Raw genomic sequence first — 26,307 nt, 5'->3', positions numbered from 1 at the left:
CCAGCGTTCGTCCTGAGCCAGGATCAAACTCTCCATAATAGAGAAATTCGAGTAGCTCGAGTTTCTTGCTGGCATCAATTAAGATGTCAATTTGAATCCGAAGATTCGTTTGTTCTTTTCACCGACAGGGTCGGCTCCAGAACTTTATTTGTTGACGTTTTGCTGTTCAGTTTTCAAGGTTCATGTATTTCGCTGTCGGTTTATGTCGTTCTCTCGACTGCTTTATTACTATACCAAATGAAACTTAAAGTGTCAACAGTTTTAGTGAATAAATTTCACATACTTGATTTCCTCTATAGAAATGGCCGTTACATCGAGACAAATGACAACTTCATTTGCACGGGGGATTTTAAAAATAAACTATATCCTTATTCAATTAATAGTATATAAAAAGGAACGGCCCCATAGGAGCCGTCCCACTTAACTTAGAAATTATACACTTACTTCATTTAATAAAGATGAAATACATAATGAAGATGATGAAGAGTCCATACATGATCGGATGAATCTCTTTCCTTCTACCGGCGAGCAGCATCGTGATCGGATAGAAGACAAAGCCGATTGCGATTCCAGTGGCGATGCTGTATGTCAATGGCATCGTAATGATCGTGAAGAATGCCGGTACGGCGATTTCAAATTTCGACCATTCGATATTCCCTAATGTTGATACCATTAGTACACCTACGATGATAAGTGCTGGTGCTGTCACTTCAGGAGTAATGACAAACAGTAATGGAGAGAAGAACAATGCCAATAGGAATAGCGTTCCTGTTACAATAGAAGCAAAGCCTGTTTTAGCTCCGGCTGCCACACCTGCAGTGGACTCAATATAAGAAGTCGTTGTGGACGTTCCGAAAATCGAACCAGTCACTGTAGCCATCGAATCTGCCAGCAACGCCTTTCCGGCTCGCGGCAATTTTTCGTCCTTCATCAAACCTGCTTGTGTAGCTACCGCAACAAGCGTACCTGCCGTATCGAAAAAGTCGACGAAGAGGAAGGTAATGACAATGACAAGGAATTGAGTTGTCATTAATGAAGCGGGATCGTTGAAGATCGCTTCGAATGCAGCACCGAATGTGGGAGCAACGGATGGCACTTTGTCGACCACTTTCGTCGGGATATCAATTAAGCTGACGATCATCCCTAAAATCGTTGTCAGAATCATGCCGTAGAATATTGCACCCTTAATTTGCCGTACCATCATGATAACGGTAATAACTAAGCCGAAGATGGCGAGCAGCGTAGGTCCAGCTGATAAATCGCCGAGTGTCACAAGCGTGTTCGGATCCGCAACGATTATATTTGCGTTTTGGAAGCCGAGGAAGGTGATGAAGAGGCCGATACCTGCACCAACTGCATATTTTAATTGTGATGGTATGGCATTGATGATCGCTTCACGCAATCCTGACAACGATAGAATAATAAAGATAAGTCCAGAGAATAAAACTCCCGTCAATGCTGTTTGCCACGGGATTCCATAGGTTAGCACAACTGTAAAGGCGAAGAATGCGTTCAATCCCATACCTGGAGCCAAGCCGATCGGGTATTTTGCAATTATCCCCATAAATAATGAACCGACTGCAGCTGCTAACGCGGTTGCTACGAAAACGGCGCCTTTATCCATGCGCATCGCATCAGGAAGATCAGGTATCCCTTCCAATGAAAGCATGAGTGGATTGACCGCTAAAATATATGCCATTGCAAGGAAAGTCGTAAGCCCACCGATGATTTCCCTCCGGTAATTCGTTCCAAGCTTATCAAACTCAAAGTATTTCTTCATGATAACCGTCCTTTTATGTAATTTTTATAATGAAATCGAAGGTCTGTTGTCGTCAGGTCGGAAATCCATTGATAATCAAATACAAAAAAAGGAAGTATACGATAGTTACACGTATACTTCCCCATGACAATCAAATTAAAACGATTTACGCCTTAAATTCAATCATCGTAGTCAGAACATTTACGGCGTTCCGGTAGAGACGTTTGGGCCATATCCCCAAAGATATACGATGCAGTTATTCAGTTTTCTTTATTCCCACTCGATTGTGCCCGGTGGTTTAGCGGTAATATCGTAGACAACACGATTCACTTGGTCAACTTCCGATGTGATGCGTGTACTGATTTTCTCTAGGACGTCCCAAGGGATGCGCGCCCAATCCGCTGTCATGCCGTCCACCGAATGAACAGCGCGAATGCCGATTGCATGGTCATAGGAACGTTTTTCATTCCTCTTTCCGACGCTTCGGATATTCGGCAGGACTGCGAAGTATTGCCAAATATCACGATCAAGTCCTGCTTTCGCGATTTCATCACGGAGGATCCAGTCCGCATCACGGACAATTTCAAGCTTCTCTTCCGTAATTTCTCCTAGTACCCGAACGCCGAGGCCTGGGCCCGGGAACGGCTGGCGCTGTACGATATCAGCGGGCAAGCCAAGTTCTGCTCCGACCGCTCGCACTTCGTCTTTGAACAATGCTTTCAACGGCTCGATCAATTCGAACTCCATGTCTTCCGGCAGACCGCCGACATTATGATGTGATTTGATCACTTCATCTGTCGCAGTTCCGCTTTCAATGATGTCCGCATAGATCGTACCTTGCGCGAGGAAGTCGATTCCTTCAAGTTTTGCGGATTCTTCATCGAATACGTAAATGAATTCATTGCCGATCACTTTCCGTTTCTCTTCTGGATCAGTGACGCCTTTCAACTTGTCCAAGAAACGTTTGCGGGCATCGACTTTAATGAAGTTCATATGGAATTGATTGCTGAATGTGTCGACGACGCTTTCCACTTCACCTTTACGAAGAAGGCCGTGGTCAACGAAAATGCAAGTTAGTTGGTCGCCGATCGCGCGGTGGATCAACGTTGCCACTACGGATGAATCGACGCCGCCGCTTAGTGCGCAAAGGACTTTCCGGTCGCCGACTTGCGAACGGATTTTTTCAACTTCGATATCGATGAAACTTTTCATCGTCCAGCTTTTTTGTGCGCCGCAAACCGCGAGCACGAATTTGCTCAATATTTCTTTGCCATCAGCGGATTGCGGAGCTTCCGGATGGAACAGTACGCCATAAAGGTGTTTTTCTTCATTTGCGAAAGCGACCGTTCCGCCGTCAGGGCCTGTCGCGATTGCTGTAAAGCCAGTCGGCAATTCAGATACCGCATTTCCTTTGCCCATTAAGACGGATTGCTTTCCTGCAAGTCCCGAAAACAGCTTTGAAGCAGGAGTCATATTGACTTCCTGAACGTCCGCGGCATCTTCCGTCACTTCCGTTTTTCCGCCGAATTGCTTGGCGATCAGTTCCGCACCTGAGGATATTCCGAGTACAGGTATACCGAGATCGAATATGCCGGCGTCGATTCCGTAATCAACTTCCTTTGATCCGCCGGAAAGGATGACTCCGACAGCCTGCATATTTTTGATTTCCTCCGCTGTAACCGTGTGCGGATGCAATTCACTGTAAACCCCGAGCTCACGGATTGTGCGTGTGATCAGTTGGTTATATGCGTTACCATAATTCAGTACTACAATCTTTTCCTGTTCAATCAATAAAGGAGCCGTCGACAATTGATCCACCTCTTCCAATTAGTTTCCGTTGCCGCTAAATAAGTAAAGACGCGTAAGAAAGTCCTTCTTTCCACGCGTCTCAACGTTCTACTGCAGGCAGAAACAGACATAACTGTCCTGCCTTCATAGACAAGCCATTCACGGTGGCTTAGTAGAAACATCCGAACCATATTATCGGATTTATATGAGGGCATATCGGTTGTTCTTTTTTTCAATCTTACGCCTCCGACTTGCAAAAATCAACAGGAAGCCCTATTGATTAAATCTTCCCATATTTCCTGCAAGCCTGCCCAATCATCATGATTTGTATATCCTCCATAGAGGCCGCGTTCATACGCCTCGGTAAGCATCCGCATCCGACGGCCACCGAAGTGCGAATCGACTGTTTTTGCATATTCGGATAGCGTCATGCTGTTCGTCCGTTTAAATCCGAAACGTTCCAACTGCTTCATTAGGCCCTTATATTGTTTCGTGTACGTACCCCAATCCGCTTGCCTTTTCCGGTAAGCGTTTATGAGCAGTTTAGGAATCCATCTTCCCCGATGCTTATACACTTGCCACGCAATAACTACAATCCCAACAAGCCCAGCAATGCCGACCCACGCATTTTCGCGAAGGAACTTATCCATCTTGTTGAAGAAAGCGATAATACCATTATCTTCATCGTTCTTAGCAGGCGTTGCCGTCCGGTCGGTTTCGGGCCTCTCACGTTCTTCCATGTCCGGCGCTTCCGGATCGCTCATATCTATTTCGAGATCGTATTCGATGCCGGTCATATTCGAAAATCCGATTGTCGGTTCGAAAGGCATCCATCCGAATCCCGGAATGTAAGCCTCTACCCATGAATGCGCTTCATTGTTCGTCACTTGATATTCCATCTTACCCTGTGGATTCGTTTTCCCTTCACCCGGAGCGAAACCTTTTACCCATCGTGCAGGAATATCGGATGCACGCAGCATGACGACCATGGACGTTGAAAAGTTATCGCAATATCCACGTTTCGTATCGAAGAGGAATTGATCCACATAATCCTCATTCCCTTTCGGCACCGCCACATTCTGCTGGTCGTACATGAAACCGTTTCTGGCGAAATAGCGTTCGATTGATTTCGCCTTTTCGTATACGCTCTCTTCCCTTCCAGTAATTGTGAGCGCCAATTCGCGGACACGATCCGGCAATTGCTCAGGGAGCTGTAAGTATTCGGAAAAGTCCACGGATTCGAGCGCATAATCATCCATCGAGGTTGCACGAAGTGCCTTTAAGCTGTAGTTCAGTTCGACGAGGTCGATGCCGAACGAATCAAGCTCCGTCTCTTCTCCGTCTTTCATTACCCAAAACTGTCCAGTTTCCTCCTGATTCTGCAAGACGACATCCGTCCTTGTATGGATTTTGGACGTACCATATGGATAAACGAGATAAGGCAATTGTTGCTTCATATTGATTTCAGCGTGAAGGAACTCGGTCTCCTCAAGCAAGTCAGCACTCGAAAAGGCTAGCAATGATCCCGGTTCGATATTAACCGGCATAGTCTCTTCGGATTGTTGTTCCCAGCCCTTTGACGTATACGTGTTTTTCGTTTCAATCTTCCAATATTGCTTCTTTGGAACAGTCGCACTGAAAACGACGGTGCTATCTTGTGAGAAAGCACCCCCCAGCTTCGAGTCATCCGTATCGTATCCGCTTTTCGCCGCAAAGTTGCCGTTCCCGAGCCCTTCACCTTGCACAACCGACTTCAAGAAAGGGACAGGGTCGGCCCAGGACGGTCCCCGATCTGGCATGATACTCGCGAATGCACTGCTGCAAACGACAGCAAATAGCAAAGGAAGGGAAAAGGCAGCGAACATTCCCGTCCCCAATTTCCGTCCATGTTTATCGGAAATGCGGGAAATCGTCAATAATCCTATTAATAAAAGGCCTGATACCATGATTCTAAAAATGGCGCCCTCCGCGGAATAGGAGCTGAACGTATCCAAAACGGCGATGAAGATGACCGTCATTGCGTAAAATAGGAGGATGCTTTTCCGTACTTCGATCCAATGGCGGATCAAGTAGATCGTCATCCATAACAGGACAAAAAAGAGGACTGTACGGAACGGATTCGTAATGCCTTCCCAATTCCAAGCGGCGATAATGCCGATATTCGACACGAGATCCGTTATGAGCAAAGAAACTGTTTCTCTCGAAAGAATGACAGTTTCAAAAAACACATAATGAAGCGACCAAAAAAGATAGATAAGTTTCAATGGGATGGATAGCCACCATCTCATCCTCAGCAATCCGAAAAGGAAGGAAATGCCGATGAAATAAAGGAAAACCGCTATATATTCCGTGTCGGTCAATTCAATGACAGGCAACAGCCATTCCCAGAGGAGGATGAAAGCCAGCACATACATGAGTATGAGGAAACGCATATCTGTCTTTACTTCCTTCATTAACTGGCCACCTCCTTAAAGGCTTCCGAAAATTGCTTTCTACTAAGTGCATGGATAGTGATCCCTTTTGCTTTGGCAAATCTAATTTGCTCTTGAAGCTGCTGAGGCAACTGATTTTCCCCTTCAACGATGACGAAACAGATGACCGATTTCGTATTTTTTACGAGAGCCATCATCGATTGGATGAACAACCAGTCGGGATCGGCCGTCACTAAGACGACGCTGCCGGCAACCGCTGGCAGTGTCGCCGCTATCGGCTGTATGCCTTCGCTAGCAGTTGGCCTTATTTTAGCCAAATGAACGAATACATCGCGCAATTGGTCAGCTGAATGGATGAATGGAAACGCGACCGTCTCCGCCCCCACAGAAACGAAAGCGATATTCGCCTGATGGTTCGCAGCCTCCTCGACAATGGAAGCCGCAAGTTCAACCTTCTCTTCGAACAGATTTGATTCTCTGCCGTCGAGCAACACGATAATATCTTCCGATTGCCGATCTTCGAATTCCTTCGTCATCAGATTTTGCGTACGGGCGAAGGATTTCCAATGGATCCATGTGACCCGGTCGCCCGCCTGATAATCCCTCACCCCTGTCGCCATCGTCGTATCCTTGACGAGCGAAAATGGGGAGATGAGAGATCCGCGGTCATATTGGGAATTAATCGGCACGTATTTAATGGAAGTCGTATTCGGATAAACAAGGATGGCATCCTTCAATTCTATGGATGCACGCTTTTTAATCCAACCGAAAAAATCGGAAACTTCCATTTCGACGCCTTCCACAATATGCTCCCCTCTCGGAAGCTTGTCAATTTCATATGAAAACTCCATACTCTTTTTGAAGCCGAATAGAAAGATATGCTTTGTATTAGCTTTCGCGCTTCTGACCATGGCGGGATCCGCCCATTTTTCAATCGCGACGGTATACAGCAATGGGAATCGGACTGTCCGCGAAAGTTTAACGGTAACCGCGAGCTTCCCACCGCTCTCGATCGTTTTCGTCCGGATGATGCGCTCAGCTTTTATATTATTTATCGGATAGGCAAATAGAGCGATTGAATACAAAAGGAAGGGTGTCAACATGTAAAAGATCGTCCAACTCACTTTACCGCCTTGGAACATCGCAAAGACGTAGACGGAAAAGAAAAGGCCGACGATGAAAACGAAGCGGCCTGTCACCGATAGCAATTCTTTCCCTTTTTTCATTTCAAACCGACCCGGTCAATCGGCACACTCACCCGCGTTAGGATCCGGTCGACGATTTCATTTGAAGTGATCCCTTCGTACTTCGCTTCCGAACGGAGGATCATCCGATGTCCGAACACAAAAGGAGCCAAATACTTCACGTCGTCAGGCGTTACATACGTCCGCCCTTTAATAAGCGCATATGCTTGGCAAGACTTCATGAGCGCAAGCGATCCGCGCGGACTCACTCCGAGATAGACGTGCGGATTAGTGCGCGTTTCCGACGCACAATCGACGATATACGTTTTAATCGTTTGGTCGACAGTCACTTCTTTCACTGCATGTTGGAGCTCCGCTAATTCTTGAATCGTCAGGACTGTTTCGAGATGGTCGATTGGCACCGATTTTTCAGCACGGGACAGAACTTCAATTTCTTCGCTCCGTTTCGGATAGCCCATCTTCAGCTTGAAGAGAAATCGGTCCAATTGGGCCTCCGGCAACGGATATGTCCCTTCGTATTCAATCGGGTTCTGGGTCGCCATGACGAAAAACGGCTGCGGGATCCGGATCGTTTCCCCGTCCACCGTTACGGACGATTCCTCCATGCTCTCGAGTAAGGCGGCTTGCGTTTTCGGGGACGTCCGGTTAATTTCATCAGCCAGGACGATGTTTCCGACAATCGGTCCCGGTCTGAATTCGAACTCCATTTCCCTCGGATTGTAGATGGAGACGCCAAGGACGTCCGATGGCAATAAATCCGGCGTGAACTGTATACGTTTGAATGAAGCGCCGATCGATTTCGCGAGCGCTTTTACCATCATCGTTTTCCCGACGCCAGGGACGTCTTCCAAGAGAACATGCCCACCTGCTAGAAGCGCTGTAAGGCTAAGCTCCGCAATATCCCGCTTGCCGATCATCACCTTATCAATATTCGCGAGAACTTTGTCGATTACTTGTGCATGAGTCATTCTATTTCCTCCCATTCCAACTTCTCTCTATAACCTGCCCAATATTTTACAATAACATGTCCGAAAATTTACAAAATGTAACTTCATAATAACGTAAAACCCGTCGCTTCACAACATCTTACAAAATTTGCAAACCGATTCAACAGCAAAAAACCCGCCATCGAATTTGCTTCGATGGCGGGTTCATGTTCATTTCCAAAAATCGTCGAATATCGTAACCGGCATGTGACGCTTATGCGCCGATCTTGTATAATGCTTTTTAATCGTTTCAAGCGCTTTGTCTGAAACTTGCTTCCCTTCCAGGAAGTCATCGATCTCCTCGTACGTGACGCCGAGAGCAACTTCATCAGGCAATGCAGGCTTGTCATCTTCAAGATCCGCAGTCGGCACTTTTTCGTACAGATGCGCAGGGGAGCCGAGCGCCTTCATCAACTGGCGGCCCTGCCTTTTATTCAACCGGTAGATCGGCATGAGATCCGCTGCGCCATCACCGAATTTCGTGTAGAATCCGGTCACAGCTTCTGCAGCGTGGTCGGTCCCGAGAACGACACAACTATGCGCCGCTGCAACGGAGTATTGGACTTTCATCCGCTCCCGGGCTTTTTCATTCCCTTTTGTATAATCGGAAATATTGATACCCGCCTTTGCCAATGCCTGTTCGCTTGCATCGACCGCGCCTTTGATATCTACCGTATAGAGCAAGGAAGGCTTGATGAAGTCAAGGGCGTCCTGCGCATCGTCTTCATCGAACTGCTTCCCATACGGAAGCCTGACGGCAATGAACTTATACCGGTCCGTACCGTTCTCTTCGTTCAGCTCATCGGCAGCCATTTGTGCAAGCCTTCCGACGAGCGATGAATCCTGCCCGCCCGATATGCCAAGGACGAAACCATTGACGAATGTATTTTTCACTGCATATTCCTTCATGAAATTAATCGATTTGCGGATCTCCTCTTGCGGGTCAATTGACGGCATGCTTTTCAGCTCCGCAATGACCTGTTCTTGAAAAGTCATTTTCCGCACCTCCTCATCTCATTGAAAACTCATCCACTCGATCCTGCACTTCACGGATATTGCGCATTTTATTGTCCCAACATTTCTGGCTCAAGTCGACCGGGTACTCCTCTGGATTCAAGGAACGTTTATATTCATCCCATAATAAATCTAAATTATCGTGGGCGAACTGGCGCATTTCATTCAATGTAGGATTTTTGTAAATCACATTTCCGCCTTCAATCACTTGCGTATGCAAGTTCACAGCATCGAAGTTCGTAACGAATTTGGATATGAATGTGTGAACCGGGTGGAACATTTTAATCCTTTTTTCCACTGTCGGGTCTTCGTCGTACATCGTGATGTAATCGCCTTCCGCCTTGCCGTTTTCCCTGTCGATGATCCGATAGAGCTTCTTTTGACCAGGCGTCGTCACTTTCTCGACATTGGACGAAATTTTAATCGTATCTTCCATTTCACCGTTTTCATTCTCGATAGCAACGATTTTATATACCGCGCCGAGAGCCGGTTGGTCGTAAGCGGTGATCAGCTTCGTGCCGATCCCCCATACATCGACCTTCGCCCCTTGCGCTTTCAAGTTCAAGATCGTGTACTCGTCCAAATCATTCGAGACGACGATTTTCGCGTCTTGGAATCCTGCTGCATCCAGCATTTTCCGGGCTTCCTTCGACAGGAATGCAATGTCGCCGCTGTCAAGACGGATGCCGATGAAATTGATTTTATCGCCGAGCTCCTTCGCGACCTGAATGGCTGTCGGGATGCCGATTTTCAGCGTATTGTACGTATCAACGAGGAATACACAGTCCTTATGCCGTCTCGCGTACGAGTGGAACGCTTCGTATTCGCTTTGATAGGCCTGGACCAATGAATGGGCATGCGTTCCCGCAACCGGGATGCCGAAGCGTTTGCCTGCACGGACGTTGCTTGTCGCTTCTACTCCTCCGATGACAGCGGCACGCGCTCCCCAGATTGCAGCATCCATTTCGTGAGCCCGTCTGCTTCCGAACTCCATGACGACTTCCTCTTTGACGACTTGCTTAATACGGCTCGCCTTTGTTGCGATGAGCGTTTGGAAGTTGACGATATTGAGCAGCGCCGTCTCGATGAGCTGGGCTTCCGCCAACGTCGATTCCACTCGCAGGATCGGTTCGTTTGCAAATACAAGTTCCCCTTCCTTCATCGAATAAACATCCCCCGTAAAACGGATGTCTTTCAAATAAGATAGGAAATCCTCTCTATAGCCGAGCTCTTCCCGTAAATAGGTCAGGTCGCTCTCACTGAATTGAAAATCCTTTAAGTAATCAAGGATCCGCTCAAGTCCCGCAAAAATCGCATAGCCATTACCGAACGGAAGGTTTCTGAAGTACAGCTCAAATACCGCTTTCCGTTCATGAATGCCATCCGCCCAATACGATTCCATCATGTTGATTTGATAAAGATCTGTATGTAGCGCCAAACTGTCGTCAGCATATTTCGAAGTCATGTCAAATCTCCTTCTTCCGCATCTTCTGATAGTTTCAGTATACACTATTTACCCTTGTTTTCATTATAAATAACATGCGCCTAAATTGCCTCATTCTCCAAAAATATCGGCTTGTTTCCACTTTCCGAACCGGTAATACAGGAATGCGATGATGCTGCTAATGACGAAACTGACACCGATTCCGAGGGCAATCCCCTTATCTCCCATGAAGCCAGACAGGAAGTACGTAACGGGGTAACGTAATATCCAAAACGAAATGATATTGAGCACAAGCACTTGGAACATTGCCCCCGATGCACGGACAGCGCCATTGAGTACGAAATTGATGCCTAAAAAAGGATAGAAAAATGCTATCATCTTCAAATAGTCCGCACCAAAACGGACAGCTTCCGCTTCGGAAATGAAAAGTCGGATACCGGCCCCCGCAAAAGCGTAGACAATTCCGGCGATGGCAAACATAATGCCAAGATTATATAGAAAGCCGATGAACGTAATCCTGTGGACACGGTTCCACTTCCCCGCACCGATGTTTTGTCCTGCCATACTATTCACTGCCGTTCCGATCGCTTGCGCCGGCAGCATGATCAGACTATCAAGCCGTTGCGCAGCCCCGTACCCCGCAACTACCGCAGGGCCGAAAGAAGCGACGACACTCATGATCGCCATGACGCCTGCCGAAATGACGCTCATTTGCAAACCCGCCGGAATGCCCAATTTCAGTATATCAAGCACTTCACGCTTAGCCGGCAGATGCGGCTTTGAAAACGGCACGAGCTTTTTGCGAACGGAATAAATTGCGCCAGTCGCAAATGCAACCCCTTGGGATACGATTGTCGCAACCGCAGCTCCTTGGACGCCCCATCCGAAGACGGCAATGAAAATCGGATCAAGTACCGTGTTTAGCAGGACGGCCGTCAAAACGAAATAGATTGGCGTCTTTGAGTCGCCGACAGACCGGAACACGGTGTTGATGAAGTTATATCCGAACAGAAACAGAATCCCGAAAAAATTGACACGCAAATAGGACGTTGCCATTTCAATCATCGAGTCGGGCGTTCCAAGCAATGCCAAAATCGGCTTCGCTAAAAAGAAGCCCGCAAAACTTAACACAACAGACATGATCGTCAATAAAACGACGAATGCGTTCAAATAATTACGCAAGCCTGCCTCGCTCCCCCTCCCCTTCTGCTGGGAGAGGATTGTCAGCGCCGCATTATTCAGGCCGATGACAAAAGAGAGGACGGTAAACACGACAGTACCCGAAATCGCAACTGCGCCAAGCGCGTCGGCACCGATAAGGTTTCCGACCCATAAGCTGTCGATAAATTGGTAGGACACTTGCAAAAGGTTCGTGAGAATGATCGGTGCTGAATAAAAAATAAGCTGCTTTGCAAGCGGGCCTTCCGTAAAATCATATTGTTTCGCCATGGCGCTCCCCCCTTCATCCAAATACCTTCAGTCCGACCGCCCCTCCGATGATCAAGCAAAGGAATAGCATCCGTTTCCACCCGGCTGCTTCCTTGAAAAACAGGATGCCCATAAGGACGGCACCCGCCGCACCGAGTCCCGTCCAAATCGCATACGCAGTCCCCATCGGAATGTCGCGCATTGCGAGGGACAGAAATATAAAACCGACCGAAAACGTCCCGACGATGAGCAGCAGGCGGGGCCATGATCTTTTCTGCAAATAAAGATTAATGGCCATGACGCCGAAAATCTCCCCTAAACTTGCGATGACTAAATATATCCACGCCATATCTCAATCGCCCCCTTCCGTTGCTTCACCGGATGCAGCCGTCGTCATTTTTATCCCGATAACTCCCACGATGATAATCGCGATGAAGATCACTTTAGCGATGGAAAACTCCGCATTGAAAAACAGGAAATCGATTAGAACGATCGCCGCCGCTCCGGAACCGGTGAAGACTGCATACACCGTCCCGGATGGCAACGTCTCGCATGCCTTTATAATTGCGTAGAAGCTAATGACGATTGCAACGATAGTCCCTGCCCACTCGAGTACCGAATCGGAATACCGAAGTCCGATCACCCAAAAGATCTCGACGATCGCCGCCAATAAAACATAAAGCCAAGCCAATGGAAATCCTCCTCATCATTCAACATGCACCCATTATAGCAAAAGGTCACGGACATTCATTTCCGAAACTTCTTGCAATCCGTCTGGATGCATGATAACTTTAGATAAATGTTTTTTCTAACAATTACATATTTTGATTCTTATCACGAGAGACGGAGGGATTGGCCCGATGAAGTCTCAGCAACCAGCCCGATTTTGGTATGGTGCTAATTCCAAAAGGCGAACTGCGCCTTGAAGATAAGAAGATTGATTTCAACGATGTTGGAGGCCCTCTTCTTAATTGGAGAGGCCTCTTTTTTACTAGGCAAAGGAGATGGGCAACTTGACAAAGCAGAGCATTAACACAAAATTGGTGCAAATAGGAAACCAGAGCGATCCGAGAACCGGGGCGGTCAATCCTCCCCTACATTTTTCAACAGCGTACAAGCATGATGGATTGGGTCTATCAACCGGTTACGATTATACACGGACAAAAAATCCGACACGGACGATCCTCGAGGAAGGCATCGCCAATTTGGAAAACGGCGACCGCGGCTACGCGTGCAGCTCGGGCATGGCAGCGATTCAGCTCGTCCTTTCGCTGTTCAAATCGGGAGATGAATTGATTGCTCCTGACGACCTATACGGTGGCACATTCCGATTGTTTGACCATTACGCAGATCTGTATAACGTCCGGACGTCGTATTCTTCTTTTGATAACGTCGAGGAAACGGAAAAGCTGATCACCGAAAACACGAAGGCGATCTTCATCGAAACACCGACGAACCCGCTGATGCTGGAAATCAATATCGAACAGTATGTAGAGATTGCGAGAAAGCACAACTTGCTTGTCATCGTCGATAATACATTTTTGACTCCGTACTACCAACGCCCGATTGAGCTCGGGGCAGATATCGTCATCCATAGCGCGACGAAATATATCGGCGGTCATAATGATGTGCTTGCCGGGCTAGTCGTCGCCAAGGGAGAAGAGCTGTGCAACCGTCTAGGCGAAAATCATAATGCGATCGGCGCGACGCTTTCCCCGTTCGACTCCTGGCTCGTCATCCGCGGATTGAAGACGTTGCATGTGCGCATGAAACAGCATGATGCCAATGCGAAGGAACTCGTCTCTTATTTAAAAAACGAACCGCTTGTCGATGACGTCCTCTATGCAGGAAAAGGCGGCATGATTTCATTCAGGGTACGGGAAAGCGAATGGGTCGATCCGCTATTGCAAAACTTGAAGCTCATCACATTTGCCGAAAGTCTCGGAGGAGTGGAAAGTTTGATCACGTATCCGACGACGCAGACCCATGCAGAAATCCCTGAGGAAGAACGGGAAAGGCGCGGTGTCGATAAACGGTTATTGCGTTTCTCGGTCGGACTCGAGGAAGCCGAAGACTTGATCGCCGATCTTAAGCAAGCCATCAATGCAGCGGCAGAAACGACGGCTGTCAGTCAATAATAAAAAAGGCCGTCTCGGTGAACGAGACGGTCCTTTTATTATTTAGAGATTTCAGCTAACTCTTTTCTTTGCGAATAAAAATCGATGAAGTTGTTAACGACTTTATCCAAGAAATCAATCGTCGCTTGGTCTGTCAATTGACCCGTTTCGTCCATTTTCTCATGGACGGAACCGATATATACTTCATTGTTTGGCAAGAGCGCAGGAGAAAGCATCGGGTTCGTCAAAATCTCACGTAAATGCAGTTGAGCACGGACACTTCCCATCACACCCATTGAAGCACCGATCATGAAAGCAGGCTTGTCTTTAATTGCGAAATTGCTTCTCGACAGCCAGTCGACAGCGTTTTTCATTACTCCTGGAATGGAGAAGTTGTATTCAGGCACTGCAAATAGGACCGCATCGGAATCCCGAACGTTATCCAGGAAATCTGTAACGTTTTCTGACGGATTGCCTTCTATATCAACAGAAAACATTTCGACATCATTAATGAATACAGGTGTAATAGTAAGTTTATCTGCATATTTCTTCCTCAAATATTCAACCACTTTCAAGTTGTATGAAGACGAGCTTGTGCTGCCGATAATCGCTTTTACTGATATAGTCATGTTGTTGGACTCCTTCTCTTTTTATCTTAGCATTGCCTCTCTATAGGAAGGTATGCGTTCCCCTATAAAACTGGGGCATCATTTATTGACCTGGTAATTATCTCACATTCAAGATACTTTTCGTATAAATTTGCTCATAAGAAAAGAACGTTCCCCTATTTGCTTAGGGAACGCTCCATCTTTTAATTGAAGAAGCAGAAGAAAATCGTCCAGAATGGAACGTTTTTCCGCTCTTTCTTTTTGCGTTTGAGCGCTTTTTGCTCCATGCGGAACTGTTCGACTTCCTGCCGCATATCTTCCATATGTCGTTGAACTACTTCTCTATCAATTGTATACATATATATTCTCCTCTTGGAGAGGGACCTTAAACGAGATTACAGTCGACGTTCACCTATCGTGCCGCCGTTATCATCTAACCATTTTGGAGATTCCCACTCCATCAATTTTGTTTTATTTATTCGTTCATGCTCTTCATGTCTCGCGTTTTGAATAATCATTTTGCTTTTCCTCCTTTATTTTTTAGTTGAATCAATTCACTTGCGGGGAACATCGCTACCCACTATCCAGAGACACCATCATCAATACTTTCCGTTGCAGCCCTACATTAATCATCGGAAACACTCCTTTTCATCTAGTTTTTGTTTATATGCCACACGCACAGCGTGAAAACACCGAATATTCTTTCATATGAAGACACAAAAAAGCACACGCCTTTTGCATAAGCGTGTGCTCATATAAAAGAACGGCATACCATGCCATTCCTCGGTCTACAATTAGAAAGAGAGATTAGTCAGGCACGGATCAAGTATGAAGTTGTTTATGATTACGATTGCTTTTTTCATTTTCCGTACCTCCTCTATTACTAGAATAACTTACTTTCTGAGGATACCATTTCCAATTATTCATTGTCAATAGGTAATTTGAAAAACTTTCTCTATTTTTATTTATTCTACAACGATAGGGTTGGCAACTGCTTCATGGAATAGTGTATGATATTCAATAAGAACTGCTTCAAGAAATGAAGGAGGACCCCTATTATGAACGAAGCGAAACTGCAAAAAGAAGCGATGCACGTACTGAAGCTGACGAGCAGAACCTTCTATATTCCGATTAAATTATTGAATCCCACCTTGCGGAAGACGGTAGGCTCCGCTTATTTATGTATGCGTGCGATAGATGAAATAGAAGATCATGAAGAACTGCATCCGGAAAGCAAGCAGCATCTGCTGCAGTCGACGAGCAAGCTCCTGCAAACCGACTTATTTGACGTCGCTGCGTATCGCGCTCTCCTCAAGCCCTATGAAAACCTCTTGCCGGAAGTAACATTGCGACTTGGCGACTGGCTCGCCGTCTGTCCTGCAGGCATCGTCGCCAAAGTGAAAGAGTCGACGAGCATCATGGCGGATGGCATGGCAAAATGGGTCGGCAAGGATTTCCTTGTTCAAACGAAAGAGGATTTAGACGACTATACATATTATGTAGCGGGTCTTGTCGGTGTGATGCTTTCCGATATTTGGGAACAGTATGACGGGACAAAGACGGATCGCGACTTGGCGATCGGGTATGGTCGCGGATTGCAGGCAGTAAATATGCTGCGCAATCAAGAGGAAGATGCGGAGCGCGGCGTCCGTTTCCTTCCTGAAGGATGGGACAGGCATGACCTGTTCGAGTATGCAGAGGCGAATTTGAAAAAAGCTGATGACTATATCGAATCAATTTCAAATAAGAACATCCTGTTGTTCTGCAAAATCCCGCTTGCCCTTGCGAAGCGGACGATCGGTGCGATGCAGGGCGGACAGGAAAAAATGAACCGTGCGGAAGTCGAATCGACAGTGGAATCGATTTTGAAAGAAGTGTAAGCGTTTGTTGCTCGCTTTGGACGCGGAATGGCTCGCTTTGGACGCGGAGTGGCTCGCTTTGGACGCGGAATGGCTCGCTTTGGGCGCGGAATAGCTCGCTTTGGACGCGGAATAGCTCGCTTTGGACGCGGAATAGCTCGCTTTGGACGCGGAATAGTTTGCTATGGACGCGGAGTGACTCGCTTTGGACGCGAGCCACAATTTATTAACTAACAAGAAGAGGCTGCTGCAGATTGTCAGTAAAAACTGATGATCTGCAACAGCCTCATTTGTTATTTTGCGGAATCTGTTTGTTAGTATTTGATGGACTATCCTTATGTTGTTTTGCAGGTGGTCCTTGATTGTCTTTACTTTGGTTATCGACCGATGACGAATGAGACGGTGGTCCTTGCTGATCCGCATGAGGCGGCACCTTTTCACTTCGCCCTTTGTCCGGTTTGTTCTTAGACTTTTCTGCAGGTGGACCTTGTTGATCTTCCGATTTATGTGGACGACCCTTTTCCTTCTCCATCTTCTGCTGTTGCGAATGAGAAGGAGGGACGATATCCTTCTTCGGTTTTTGCAAAGTATCATTGTGAGGCTGAACCGGTTTCTTCTCACCCGGATTCACATTCTTTACAGGATGCTTTTTCTTTTTACTCTCGAGCGATTGGAATTGATGGATCGACATGTTCTTCTTGTTTGCCACTTTTCTTTCCTCTGGCGAACTCTCCGCAATTTGCAAGGTGATTTCTTCATGCCTGGCGCGGACTTCCTGCACGGCGTCACCAATCAGCTGACGCGTCTCCTGTGCCCTTTCACGGGTTGGATAGATGGTCGTAATACTTACCTGCTTGTTGTCGTTCCCCGTTAATTCCAACACGGCCATGTCCAATACGGTTTGGATGGGCTGCCCCTTCCATGCTGATAGGCGATCCTCTTCATTCCGCTTATCCTTTAAATATCGCAAGGAAATGACATGTCCTTCCCGGTTCACTCCAAATTCCATCGCTATGCCCGCATCCAGTTGTACGTACGCCATCACTTTTTCATTCAACGGAATTAATGAAGACAGAATGAAAAATAGTACAGCAGCTGCAACCAGTACAGCTCCGACGAACCCCGGCTTCGCCTTTCTTCTGGCAATAAAAGATGGAGCAACGAGCGTGAACTCAGCTTCCTCCCCAACTTCAGGAGGGTCCCCAACCGGAACTCCGCGCAGAAATTCGCCTTTCTCCGTCAGGAACACCATATATGTAGTTTTCTTTTCGCAAACAACGCCTCTATATGTCCGCATCATATGAGTTCCCCTTTGACGTATTCCTTTAAGTATGTAAAATTGTGATTCAGCAGCAAGGTAACCGCAATGATGTATTTCCGATGTCGCTCGATTGTTTTTCGAGAAACTTCAACAATATGCTCTAACTGCTTGATTGGCAGTCTTTTATTTTCAATGAGATGCTCATAAAATTCTGGCGTCTCCGCTATGATCTGGGCGATTTGAAATGCGGTCTTTCGAGAATCGGCATGTTTCGGTGATACTGCAGCTAGCTCATGAAATGATAAGCCATATTCGGCCAACAACCTGCTATATTCAGCCATCTCTTCACGACGTTCCGCCGCTTGCCGCTCTTCCGAATAGGTAAAGAACGACGATTTGTCAAATGCATATTCGCAGGTCTTTGCATCCCCATCATCGTCTATGGATAGAAGGACGTTCGCATGCCTCACTGCTTCTTTTCGGATATGATCGATTAGCCTCCGCTTCATGATCAAGTGAGCAAATGTCGTAAGCGATGCCTTTTCTTCAGGATCGTATATCAAAACCGCCTCGTGAAATCCGACCATCGCAATACTGAATTCCTCATCACTCTCGTCAATAAATCGATCACATACGAAAGAAGCCGTCTTTTTCATGAACGGAGTAAATGCGATAAGAAGATCGTTCATGACCTTCTCATCGCCAGTCTTCGCCTTCCATACAAGCTCATTCAATGCTGTATCAGACTTCTTGTTGAAAATCCCTTGTATGATGGACAAAAGCATGTATACCCCTCCGTTCCCATCAATTCCGATTGCTATGATTCTAATGGGTGCAACGGAAAATGGAAAGCGTTAAACTTTGGTAAATTAGTTTTTCTTCTCTTTTTTCTCTTGTTTTTCAAGTTCTTTTGCAGCTTTACGCGCTTCCTTCAATGCTTCGCGTTCAGTTTTTTGAGCGGCTTTCAATGTCTCTTTTTGCTCTTTATGCTTTGCATTCAATTCGGCTTGAGGATTTTTCGCTTTTACTTTAGCCGGCTTTTCTTCTTGTGCTGGTGCTTTGTCCGCAACTTGCTTTTCTTTCGCTGGTTCTTCAACTTTAGGCGTTTCTTCAGTTGCCGGCGCTGTTTCCTTCACTTCTTCTTTAGGAGCTTCCACTACTGGCTGCTTGCTTTCCCATTTCGCGATGGAGCGTTCCATATTGCGTTTAATTGCCGCTTTTGCAGTTGGACTTCCAGCTTGCTCATACGCTTTCGCAAGGGCAGCAAGATTTCCTGCTGTATAGCCTTCTGGAATTTCCGGAAGTTCGTTTTTATCTGATTCAGCTGCTTTTTCTTTTTCGGCTCCTGATGTTCCATCTTCTTTGTCAGTTTCTGTCGTTGCATTTTCTTGGTACGTCATAGTAGCAGTGACGTTATTCGTCTTCTTGTCATCTGTTTCCACGACTTCCCTTACCGGGCTAACCGCTGATTCCTCTACTTTGTTGTCTTCGTTAAGTTGTTTAAGATTGACAAGCTCCGTCACCTTTCCGCCATCAGCAAGCGCATAGCTTGTCCCGCCAATTGTCAACCCTGCGATTAATAGTGCTGCACCTGTTTTTTTCCATCTGTTTTTCATAAATAAATCACCTCGTCAATTTTTTGCCCTTTTGTCGGACATACTAGTTATTCGACGATGCTTGTCGTTTTGTGGGGGTCGGAAATAAAAAAAGACAGGCAACCGAAAACTTTGGTCGCCTGCTTCATTATTCTCTTGACAATTATCTGCTCGTAACGCTGCGCTTTTACTCGCAAAAAGCCACTGCTCGTAACACTGTCACTCGCAAAAAGCCGTTGCTCGTAACGCTGCGCTTTTACTCAAAAGCCGTTCTACGTGACGGCTTTCGCCACTTCCTTGCTTCTCCCTTTAACATGAACCCAAATAATTACTGGAATGAGCAGCAGCGATAAATACATTCCGACGAAGCCCAATACGGCATAGCTCGAATTGGCAACGATAATGCCTGACAGCAAGCTGCCCGCCGTTCCGGAAATGGCTACCCATACGTCGACAGACCCTTGCGTTTTTGCGCGTGTTTTTATATCCGTTGAATCAATGATGATTGCAGTTCCACTAATCAACCCGAAGTTCCAGCCTAGACCAAGCAAGATAAGTGCAAATGTAAGCCAGAAGATAGATTCTGTGGTGCAAAGGCAGCCATCAATCCGGCAATGGAAAGTATAATGCCTGAAGCAATGGCCATAAACGTACGCCCCAGTTTATCGACTAGCATTCCGGTCCCGAGGGATGGCAAATACATCGCCGCAATATGGAAGCCGATGACCATCCCGACTGCCGACAATCCGTTTCCATGGTTTTGCATATGGACAGGCGTCATTGTCATAACGGCGACCATGACGAAATGCGACAAGATCAGCACAGCCGCTCCTGCTAAAACCCCTGCACGATTCACAGTGTGTTGCACTACCTTACGTGCGTCTTTCTTTTCCAGCGCTTGTTTCTCACGTTCAGCAGCAATTGCTTTTGCTACAAGAAACGGATCCGGTCGTAAAAATATAAGAAACGTCAAGCCAGCTAGTAAATACGCGACTGCTGCCAAGATGAACGGTCCAGCTAAAGCTGGGATTCCGAGAGCTAGCGCGACTTCCCCCATTGGCTCCACAAGATTAGGGCCAGCGACCGCGCCGAATGTCGTTGATACCATCGCGATACTAATCGCTGTTGCACGCTGCTTTTCATTCGCCAAATCCGTCCCAGCATAGCGCGCTTGAAGATTCGTCGAAGTCCCTGCACCATAGATGAATAATGAAACGAATAATAAAAACACATTGCCCATAGTTGCGGCAAGTATGACACCGATTGCTCCAATTCCACCAGCGATGAAGCCGAGTGAAAGACCGTACCGGCGACCAGATTTCTGGGAAATGCGACCGACCAAAAAGGCGGCCAGCGCAGACCCAAGTGTAAACAATGCTGCAGGTACTCCTGCATAGCTTTCCCCGCCAAGCATTTCCTTCGCAAGGAGTGCACCGACAGTTACCCCCGCCGCTAGGCCAGCTCCGCCAAAAATTTGCGACATAATGACCACGAGTAATGATCGCTTATATAGCTGCCGCTGCGCTTCAGGTGAATGAACCACTTGCTCCAATTCCATCAACTCCCGCCCCCGTTCTTTGATAAAGGTATTATATATAACAATTTACAATTATGCGAGATGACTAGGTTATACATAATTATGAGTCGTATGGAAAAACTATGTGATTGAATGAAAGGAGGAATTCAGATGCCAGGAATCACACCACGCCCGAATGATCCAGCCGATAAGGAAGAGCGGTTGAATAAGACGGTCAGCAATCAGTATGCTGCGAATCAAGCGGCAAAAACAGCAGAAGGCGCAGAGTTAGCTTCCATTAAAGCAAAGAATGCACGCCGCGAAGAGATTATCGATGAATTGACAGAGGAACTTGATAGGGGTAAATAAGTAACTGGAAATATGAAAAAGGGCACCCGGACGATAAAAAAATCGCTCGGGTGCCTTTTTGTCATTAAAACATTTTGGTCGTCCAATTTTCCCCGTTCCACACATCCGTAACGACGCCTTCATAGAAATCAGGCTCATGTGAAATAAGTAAAACACTGCCCTTATACTCCTTCAACGCGCGTTTCAATTCAGCTTTCGCGTCGACGTCGAGATGATTCGTCGGTTCGTCGAGAACGAGCAGATTCGTTTCCCGGTTGATAAGTTTGCAGAGGCGGACTTTCGCCCGTTCTCCTCCGCTCAGTACTTTCACTTTGCTCTCGATATGCTTCGTTGTCAAACCGCATCGCGCCAACGCCGCACGCACTTCATACTGCGTGAAATGCGGGAATTCGTCCCACACCTCTTCCAAACAAGTGCGATTCGATTCCGTCTTCATCTCCTGCTCGAAATAGCCAATTTCAAGATGATCGCCAAGTTCCACTGATCCTGCTAGAGAAGGAATTTCACCCAGGATGCTGCGCAAAAGCGTCGTCTTCCCGATTCCGTTCGCACCTGACAACGCAATCTTCTGCCCGCGCTCCATCGTCAGATCGAGATCCCTTGACAGCGGCTCATCATAGCCGATGACAAGACCTTTCGTTTCGAATAAATAACGACCCGGTGTACGGGCAAGCTTGAAATCGAATTGCGGCTTCGGCTTTTCCGCATCGAGTTCAATGATATCCATCTTGTCGAGCTTCTTCTGACGTGACATCGCCATACGGCTCGTCGCGGCATTCGCTTTATTGCGCGCAACAAAGTCCTTCAAGTTGGCGATTTCCTTCTGCTGCTTTTTAAAAGCCGCTTCCACTTGTTGCTTCTTCATTTCATGTACACGCAGAAACTCATCGTAATCCCCTGAGTACCGCGTGACCTGCTGATTTTCCATATGATAAATCAAGTTAATTACGCTGTTCAGGAACGGAACATCATGCGAAATGAGGATGAACGCATTCTCATAGTTCTGCAAATAAGTGCGCAACCACTCGATATGCTCGACATCCAAAAAGTTTGTCGGCTCGTCAAGGAGCAGGATATCCGGCTTTTCAAGGAGCAGCTTGCCGAGCAACACTTTCGTACGCTGCCCACCGCTCAGATCATGGACGTCGCGCTCCAGCCCGAATTCATCCAAGCCTAGTCCGTTCGCCACTTCATCGACTTTCGAATCAATGATGTAAAAGTCGTTATTCGTCAGCTCATCCTGCATCTGCCCCGTTTCCTCGAGCAGCTTCTCGAGCTCATCCGCGTCGACTTCACCCATCTTCGCAAACAGGACATTCATTTCCGCTTCCAAATCATAGAGATATTGAAACGCCGTCCTGAGCACATCACGGATACTCATCCCTTGCTGCAGCACGACATGCTGATCCAAATAACCGACCCGCACCCGCTTCGCCCACGCAACTGTTCCCGCATCCGGCTCAAGCTTCCGGGTGATGATGTTCATGAACGTCGATTTCCCCTCGCCGTTCGCACCGATCAGTCCGATATGCTCGCCTTGCAATAACCGGAACGACACATCGTCGAAAATCGCCCGATCCCCGAACCCGTGACTTAAATTACTTACTGTCAATAAACTCATATATTGTACACCTATTCCTTCTGTCAAAATAAATTTCCTTAAAAACGCATAAAACCGTAGAAGTACGCATAATTCTTCGCATACGCGCATAAACCGCTCCAAAAGCTCATAATACGTTTTTCCGACGCATAAATCGCGAAAAGCACGCATAAATGCTCTCAAAAGCGCATAAACGCGCATTCATCCAACTGTCCTCCATTATATAGCGATTTCCCTTCTCGGGATAGAGCATATCCAAAAATTTTTCACGCTCAAACGGCATGCAGTACGCGCAGCGCCATAAGAACACTGTGCAGAAAGTCCGGGATCTCCCGCATATTTTCCTCATTTATTTTCGTCCTGAATTTCACTTCAACGTTATTTGAGAAGCCGTTCCGCTCCTCCCCGTACAGGAAACTCAATGTTTGAGTGACGAGCACTTCATTTTCCCATATATCGCTCAACGCCTCTTCAATTTGCGGGCATTGCTCCGCTTCCTGTTGGACATGCTTTTGGAAACGCAATGTCAATGAACATCCGGGATTTTCCCCGGGCATTTCCATTATTTCATTCGCCAAATCCTGTAAAGCTGCCTCCAGAATAATCTCAGCTGATACATCCTCTATATCGAAAAGCGTAAATTGCAAAGAGAATTTCCTTGCAAGGATAGCAAAATCCATTTGATCCGATCGGTTGATGATCCTTATTTCACGCTCGATCGTATCGAGATCATATAGTTGGTTTTCAAATGCGACTTTAAGATTTTCAAATACTGTCGGATCGTACAAATTAATTCCTCCAAAAAATTGATATGCCATTACTTTCAATGTAACCATTTTTCGTTCGGAAAAGGAAATTTTTCTTGATATAATGCCCAAACCATGTTAGATTGATGAATGGAAAATTTCATACGTTTGATATATATGTATAACCTCAATAATATGGATTGAGGGTCTCTACCAGGAACCATTAACTCCTGACTACAAAGGAACTCACTTTGCAGTCGGGAGTTTTTTTATTTTTCAGAGGAGGATTTTGCATGAACTTTAGAGTATTCATCATTGCCATTTCAACGATTACAGTCGGCCTCGTTGAATTGATTGTCGGTGGCATTTTGCCGATTATCGCGGATGATTTGAACGTTTCAATCGGAACTGCCGGGCAGCTCATAACGGTATACGCGCTCGTGTTTGCCATTGCCGGTCCGGTATTACTATCTTTGACCGCGAAATTCGAAAGGAAAAAGCTGTATTTGTTTTCAATGTCTGTCTTTTTCATCGGAAACATATTGACCTATTTCAGCCCTACTTTCACATTCTTAATGATCGCCCGTATCATCACCGCGTTGAGTGCGGCGCTTCTCATCGTCCTTTCCTTGACGATTACCGCGCGGATTGTCGATGTTCCTCATCGTGCAAAAGCGCTCGGTTATATTTTCATGGGGCTTAGTTCTTCCCTCGTATTAGGCGTTCCGCTCGGTATACTTATTACGAATGCATTCGGCTGGCGCAGCGTCTTTTTAGGGATTGCTGTCCTTTCAATCGGCGCATTCATTCTTATCTCCATATTCCTTGAGACAATGGAGAGGGGAGACGTTCTTCCGCTTTCCGCGCAAATCAAAGCACTGGCGAATAAAAAAATCGTCTTTGCCCACTTTGCGATGATGTTCATGTTGGCTGGCCATTATACGGTTTACGCCTACTTTACACCATTCTTGGAAACGAAACTGCACCTGAACCAATACTGGATCAGCATCTGCTATTTCCTATTTGGGATAGCGGCTGTTGGTGGCGGAGCATTCGGGGGCAATCTTGCTAACTGGATTGGATCGAAGAAGAGCATTCTCGTCATTATTGGCGCATTCGCAATCAGTCTTTTCGCATTGCCCTACTCGACATTCTCTTTACCGTTCTTCATTGTCATCATGATGGTTTGGGGTGCATTAAGCTGGGCTCTCGCGCCGCCGCTGCAGGATTATATTATCCAGGAAGATCCCGTTACATCTGATATCAATCAGAGCTTCAATAATTCTGCTATACAAGTCGGGATTGCAGTAGGGTCGGGAATTGGCGGGGTCGTTTTCGGTTATACCGATTCGGTAACAAGCATGCCGACTGTCGGCAGTGGAGTCGTCGTCTTGGCGTTCATATGTGCTGCCGTTTCTATATCTATGGCTACTGGGAAGGCAAAGCGTATGCGGGAAGCCTAAGCCGATTGTTACTAAATGAAATGCAGAGGGATCTCTTTTACCAAATTGGGATCCTTTTTTTATTGCCAAGAAAAAACGGAACCCGGCAAACAGGTTCCGTAAGTGGCTTTGTCATTCTCCCAACAAATAAGAGAGATCAATCATCCCCTTGATGTCGCTGCTTGTAACATAGCCCGCTTCCTTGCTGATGTCCGCCATTTCCTGGATGACTTGCTCATTCACATCGGTTGTAACTTCAAGCTTCGCGAATGCAGCAGCTGTCTCTTTTTCATTAATTTCCTTGCCCGTCAAATCTTTAATATGCTTAATGACCAAGCTTTGAGCTTCCTCCGGGTTTTGCTGGATGAACTCGACTGCCCGCTTGTGCGCTTTCAAATACGCTTTGGCAAATTCTTTGTTCTTCAAGAACTCATCACTTGCTGCTACGACTGTGTTCGTGGATTCCTTCCCCCATGCAAATTCATCCCAGTCGAGGATCAGCTTGCCGTTCGCTTGCGTTTCAAGGATATTTCCCCACGGTTCTTGTGTGGCCGCAGCATCTACGGAGTTTTGAACAAATAATGTAGCGGTATCTGCCGGAGCCGCCGCGAATAATTCGACCGTGCCGCCGTTCGATGTCGTTTCAAGATTCACTTCTTTCAACGCTTTTCGAAGCATGACGTCTTGCGTGCTTCCGATGACAGGGATGGCGACTTTTTTGCCGTCTAGATCGGCAAGCTCCGTAACGCCGCCGCCTTCACTCGCGACAAGCACAGCTCCCCCGTTCACTGCTCCTGAGATCAAACGGAATGTCGGGTTTTTCACGTAGAAATTCAGCAATGGTCCAGGACCGACTGTACCGACGTCAATCGATTTCGTCGTCATTGCTTCCATGAAGAGACCGCCGTTGCTCACCGTTTTCGTTTCGATCTTCACATCGTCCCCGAATTCCTCCGCGAAATAGCCGTTTTCAAGCGCAACAATCGTAGCGATATGGGTCAAATTCGGGAAGTATCCGATTTTCACTGTCTTGCCGCTTGACGAAGACGAACCGCATGCAGATAGGATCCCCACTACTAAAACCGTCAACACTGTCATAATTAATGACTTTTTCATTGTCCATTTCCCCTTTGTGTAG

23 protein-coding genes, 1 pseudogene and 4 riboswitches are annotated in these 26,307 nt (G+C 46.7%); of the genes and pseudogenes, 4 read left to right on the top strand and 20 right to left on the bottom strand.

The annotated features are described in order from the left end of the window. Nucleotides 1–445: 445 nt before the first annotated feature. The 10 genes from M3152_RS15210 to M3152_RS15165 form a co-directional block, all read right to left on the bottom strand. Entirely contained in the window at nucleotides 446–1,780 is a 1,335-nt protein-coding gene (locus M3152_RS15210; RefSeq protein WP_251628938.1) for an NCS2 family permease, read from the bottom strand. 148 nt (nucleotides 1,781–1,928) lie between these two features. Continuing rightward, a riboswitch (purine riboswitch) is annotated at nucleotides 1,929–2,030 on the bottom strand. Then, entirely contained in the window at nucleotides 2,030–3,568 is a 1,539-nt protein-coding gene (gene guaA, locus M3152_RS15205) for a glutamine-hydrolyzing GMP synthase (protein WP_251696364.1), read from the bottom strand. (Overlaps the previous riboswitch by 1 nt.) 106 nt (nucleotides 3,569–3,674) lie before the next feature. Continuing rightward, a riboswitch (purine riboswitch) is annotated at nucleotides 3,675–3,776 on the bottom strand. 31 nt (nucleotides 3,777–3,807) lie between these two features. Further along, nucleotides 3,808–6,000: a transglutaminaseTgpA domain-containing protein gene (locus M3152_RS15200; protein ID WP_251696363.1), complete on the bottom strand. Its 2,193-nt coding sequence runs from the start codon at nucleotides 5,998–6,000 to the stop codon at nucleotides 3,808–3,810. Continuing rightward, complete coding sequence (locus M3152_RS15195) at nucleotides 6,000–7,205, bottom strand: DUF58 domain-containing protein (RefSeq protein WP_251696362.1); 1,206 nt, start codon at nucleotides 7,203–7,205, stop codon at nucleotides 6,000–6,002. The genes M3152_RS15200 and M3152_RS15195 overlap by 1 nt, the downstream gene beginning before the upstream one ends. Then, a complete protein-coding gene (locus M3152_RS15190) occupies nucleotides 7,202–8,152 on the bottom strand; it encodes an AAA family ATPase (protein WP_251696361.1) in 951 nt (316 codons plus the stop codon). The genes M3152_RS15195 and M3152_RS15190 overlap by 4 nt, the downstream gene beginning before the upstream one ends. Before the next feature lie 189 nt (nucleotides 8,153–8,341). Beyond that, nucleotides 8,342–9,166, bottom strand: a complete 825-nt coding sequence (gene nadE, locus M3152_RS15185) for an ammonia-dependent NAD(+) synthetase (protein WP_251696360.1) — start codon at nucleotides 9,164–9,166, stop codon at nucleotides 8,342–8,344. A 13-nt stretch (nucleotides 9,167–9,179) separates the two neighbouring features. Beyond that, nucleotides 9,180–10,649, bottom strand: a complete 1,470-nt coding sequence (locus M3152_RS15180; protein WP_251696359.1) for a nicotinate phosphoribosyltransferase — start codon at nucleotides 10,647–10,649, stop codon at nucleotides 9,180–9,182. A 90-nt stretch (nucleotides 10,650–10,739) separates the two neighbouring features. Further along, complete coding sequence (locus tag M3152_RS15175) at nucleotides 10,740–12,077, bottom strand: MATE family efflux transporter (RefSeq protein WP_251696358.1); 1,338 nt, start codon at nucleotides 12,075–12,077, stop codon at nucleotides 10,740–10,742. Nucleotides 12,078–12,090: 13 nt separating this feature from the next. Beyond that, nucleotides 12,091–12,405, bottom strand: a complete 315-nt coding sequence (locus M3152_RS15170; RefSeq protein ID WP_251696356.1) for a DMT family transporter — start codon at nucleotides 12,403–12,405, stop codon at nucleotides 12,091–12,093. A gap of 3 nt (nucleotides 12,406–12,408) precedes the next feature. Further along, complete coding sequence (locus tag M3152_RS15165) at nucleotides 12,409–12,747, bottom strand: DMT family transporter (protein WP_251696354.1); 339 nt, start codon at nucleotides 12,745–12,747, stop codon at nucleotides 12,409–12,411. Nucleotides 12,748–12,884: 137 nt separating this feature from the next. Next, nucleotides 12,885–12,991: riboswitch (SAM riboswitch) on the top strand. Between the two features lie 78 nt (nucleotides 12,992–13,069). On the opposite strand from M3152_RS15165, the gene M3152_RS15160 reads away from it, so the two are divergent. After that, the gene (locus M3152_RS15160; RefSeq protein ID WP_251696352.1) at nucleotides 13,070–14,194 is read left to right on the top strand and encodes a methionine biosynthesis PLP-dependent protein; all 1,125 of its coding nucleotides are present in this window, start codon (nucleotides 13,070–13,072) and stop codon (nucleotides 14,192–14,194) included. A gap of 38 nt (nucleotides 14,195–14,232) precedes the next feature. Here the strand turns inward: M3152_RS15160 and M3152_RS15155 are convergent, their stop codons facing one another. The 3 genes from M3152_RS15155 to M3152_RS18025 form a co-directional block, all read right to left on the bottom strand. After that, entirely contained in the window at nucleotides 14,233–14,802 is a 570-nt protein-coding gene (locus tag M3152_RS15155; protein ID WP_251696351.1) for an NADPH-dependent FMN reductase, read from the bottom strand. Nucleotides 14,803–14,984: 182 nt separating this feature from the next. Continuing rightward, nucleotides 14,985–15,140: a hypothetical protein gene (locus M3152_RS15150; RefSeq protein WP_251696350.1), complete on the bottom strand. Its 156-nt coding sequence runs from the start codon at nucleotides 15,138–15,140 to the stop codon at nucleotides 14,985–14,987. 36 nt (nucleotides 15,141–15,176) lie between these two features. Then, nucleotides 15,177–15,299, bottom strand: coding sequence for a hypothetical protein (locus M3152_RS18025; RefSeq protein WP_262176994.1), 123 nt, complete (start codon nucleotides 15,297–15,299; stop codon nucleotides 15,177–15,179). 540 nt (nucleotides 15,300–15,839) lie between these two features. On the opposite strand from M3152_RS18025, the gene M3152_RS15145 reads away from it, so the two are divergent. Next, nucleotides 15,840–16,661: a squalene/phytoene synthase family protein gene (locus tag M3152_RS15145; RefSeq protein ID WP_251696348.1), complete on the top strand. Its 822-nt coding sequence runs from the start codon at nucleotides 15,840–15,842 to the stop codon at nucleotides 16,659–16,661. A gap of 265 nt (nucleotides 16,662–16,926) precedes the next feature. On the opposite strand, the gene M3152_RS15140 is transcribed toward M3152_RS15145, so the two are convergent. The 4 genes and pseudogenes from M3152_RS15140 to M3152_RS15125 all read right to left on the bottom strand — a co-directional run bounded on the left by M3152_RS15140 (nucleotide 16,927) and on the right by M3152_RS15125 (nucleotide 21,054). Further along, complete coding sequence (locus M3152_RS15140; RefSeq protein WP_251696346.1) at nucleotides 16,927–17,940, bottom strand: anti-sigma factor domain-containing protein; 1,014 nt, start codon at nucleotides 17,938–17,940, stop codon at nucleotides 16,927–16,929. Continuing rightward, a complete protein-coding gene (sigI, locus tag M3152_RS15135; RefSeq protein ID WP_251696344.1) occupies nucleotides 17,937–18,686 on the bottom strand; it encodes an RNA polymerase sigma-I factor in 750 nt (249 codons plus the stop codon). The genes M3152_RS15140 and sigI overlap by 4 nt, the downstream gene beginning before the upstream one ends. 84 nt (nucleotides 18,687–18,770) lie before the next feature. Then, a complete protein-coding gene (locus M3152_RS15130) occupies nucleotides 18,771–19,517 on the bottom strand; it encodes a hypothetical protein (protein WP_251696342.1) in 747 nt (248 codons plus the stop codon). 251 nt (nucleotides 19,518–19,768) lie between these two features. After that, nucleotides 19,769–21,054: pseudogene (locus tag M3152_RS15125) on the bottom strand (MFS transporter). Between the two features lie 129 nt (nucleotides 21,055–21,183). On the opposite strand from M3152_RS15125, the gene M3152_RS15120 reads away from it, so the two are divergent. Further along, complete coding sequence (locus tag M3152_RS15120; RefSeq protein ID WP_251696340.1) at nucleotides 21,184–21,381, top strand: small, acid-soluble spore protein tlp; 198 nt, start codon at nucleotides 21,184–21,186, stop codon at nucleotides 21,379–21,381. Nucleotides 21,382–21,445: 64 nt separating this feature from the next. Here M3152_RS15120 and M3152_RS15115 read toward each other — a convergent pair whose 3' ends face one another. Both M3152_RS15115 and M3152_RS15110 read right to left on the bottom strand, forming a co-directional pair. Further along, entirely contained in the window at nucleotides 21,446–23,002 is a 1,557-nt protein-coding gene (locus M3152_RS15115) for an ABC-F family ATP-binding cassette domain-containing protein (RefSeq protein WP_251696338.1), read from the bottom strand. A 251-nt stretch (nucleotides 23,003–23,253) separates the two neighbouring features. Continuing rightward, nucleotides 23,254–23,769: a hypothetical protein gene (locus M3152_RS15110; protein ID WP_251696336.1), complete on the bottom strand. Its 516-nt coding sequence runs from the start codon at nucleotides 23,767–23,769 to the stop codon at nucleotides 23,254–23,256. A gap of 115 nt (nucleotides 23,770–23,884) precedes the next feature. After that, nucleotides 23,885–23,984, top strand: a riboswitch (purine riboswitch). A gap of 36 nt (nucleotides 23,985–24,020) precedes the next feature. Here M3152_RS15110 and M3152_RS15105 point away from each other — a divergent pair. Continuing rightward, entirely contained in the window at nucleotides 24,021–25,190 is a 1,170-nt protein-coding gene (locus M3152_RS15105; RefSeq protein ID WP_251696334.1) for an MFS transporter, read from the top strand. A 111-nt stretch (nucleotides 25,191–25,301) separates the two neighbouring features. Here M3152_RS15105 and M3152_RS15100 read toward each other — a convergent pair whose 3' ends face one another. Beyond that, nucleotides 25,302–26,285, bottom strand: coding sequence for an ABC transporter substrate-binding protein (locus M3152_RS15100; RefSeq protein WP_251696332.1), 984 nt, complete (start codon nucleotides 26,283–26,285; stop codon nucleotides 25,302–25,304). Between the last annotated feature and the right edge of the window lie 22 nt (nucleotides 26,286–26,307).

The sequence above is a fragment of the Sporosarcina luteola genome (genome assembly GCF_023715245.1).
Classification (GTDB): Bacteria; Bacillota; Bacilli; order Bacillales_A; family Planococcaceae; genus Sporosarcina; species Sporosarcina luteola_C.
The sequence above is the reverse complement of the archived record's forward strand: the minus strand, read 5'-3'. Positions and strand labels throughout refer to the sequence as shown.

Excerpts from the sequence above, each read along its gene's own strand:
- M3152_RS15210 (WP_251628938.1), bottom strand. The coding sequence starts at position 1,780 with ATGAAGAAATACTTTGAGTTTGATAAGCTTGGAACGAATTACCGGAGG.
- M3152_RS15200 (WP_251696363.1), bottom strand. The coding sequence starts at position 6,000 with ATGAAGGAAGTAAAGACAGATATGCGTTTCCTCATACTCATGTATGTG.
- M3152_RS15195 (WP_251696362.1), bottom strand. The coding sequence starts at position 7,205 with ATGAAAAAAGGGAAAGAATTGCTATCGGTGACAGGCCGCTTCGTTTTC.
- M3152_RS15190 (WP_251696361.1), bottom strand. The coding sequence starts at position 8,152 with ATGACTCATGCACAAGTAATCGACAAAGTTCTCGCGAATATTGATAAG.
- nadE (WP_251696360.1), bottom strand. The coding sequence starts at position 9,166 with ATGACTTTTCAAGAACAGGTCATTGCGGAGCTGAAAAGCATGCCGTCA.
- M3152_RS15180 (WP_251696359.1), bottom strand. The coding sequence starts at position 10,649 with ATGACTTCGAAATATGCTGACGACAGTTTGGCGCTACATACAGATCTT.
- M3152_RS15175 (WP_251696358.1), bottom strand. The coding sequence starts at position 12,077 with ATGGCGAAACAATATGATTTTACGGAAGGCCCGCTTGCAAAGCAGCTT.
- M3152_RS15170 (WP_251696356.1), bottom strand. The coding sequence starts at position 12,405 with ATGGCGTGGATATATTTAGTCATCGCAAGTTTAGGGGAGATTTTCGGC.
- M3152_RS15155 (WP_251696351.1), bottom strand. The coding sequence starts at position 14,802 with ATGACTATATCAGTAAAAGCGATTATCGGCAGCACAAGCTCGTCTTCA.
- M3152_RS15150 (WP_251696350.1), bottom strand. The coding sequence starts at position 15,140 with ATGTATACAATTGATAGAGAAGTAGTTCAACGACATATGGAAGATATG.
- M3152_RS18025 (WP_262176994.1), bottom strand. The coding sequence starts at position 15,299 with ATGATTATTCAAAACGCGAGACATGAAGAGCATGAACGAATAAATAAA.
- M3152_RS15145 (WP_251696348.1), top strand. The coding sequence starts at position 15,840 with ATGAACGAAGCGAAACTGCAAAAAGAAGCGATGCACGTACTGAAGCTG.
- M3152_RS15140 (WP_251696346.1), bottom strand. The coding sequence starts at position 17,940 with ATGATGCGGACATATAGAGGCGTTGTTTGCGAAAAGAAAACTACATAT.
- sigI (WP_251696344.1), bottom strand. The coding sequence starts at position 18,686 with ATGCTTTTGTCCATCATACAAGGGATTTTCAACAAGAAGTCTGATACA.
- M3152_RS15130 (WP_251696342.1), bottom strand. The coding sequence starts at position 19,517 with ATGAAAAACAGATGGAAAAAAACAGGTGCAGCACTATTAATCGCAGGG.
- M3152_RS15120 (WP_251696340.1), top strand. The coding sequence starts at position 21,184 with ATGCCAGGAATCACACCACGCCCGAATGATCCAGCCGATAAGGAAGAG.
- M3152_RS15115 (WP_251696338.1), bottom strand. The coding sequence starts at position 23,002 with ATGAGTTTATTGACAGTAAGTAATTTAAGTCACGGGTTCGGGGATCGG.
- M3152_RS15105 (WP_251696334.1), top strand. The coding sequence starts at position 24,021 with ATGAACTTTAGAGTATTCATCATTGCCATTTCAACGATTACAGTCGGC.
- M3152_RS15100 (WP_251696332.1), bottom strand. The coding sequence starts at position 26,285 with ATGAAAAAGTCATTAATTATGACAGTGTTGACGGTTTTAGTAGTGGGG.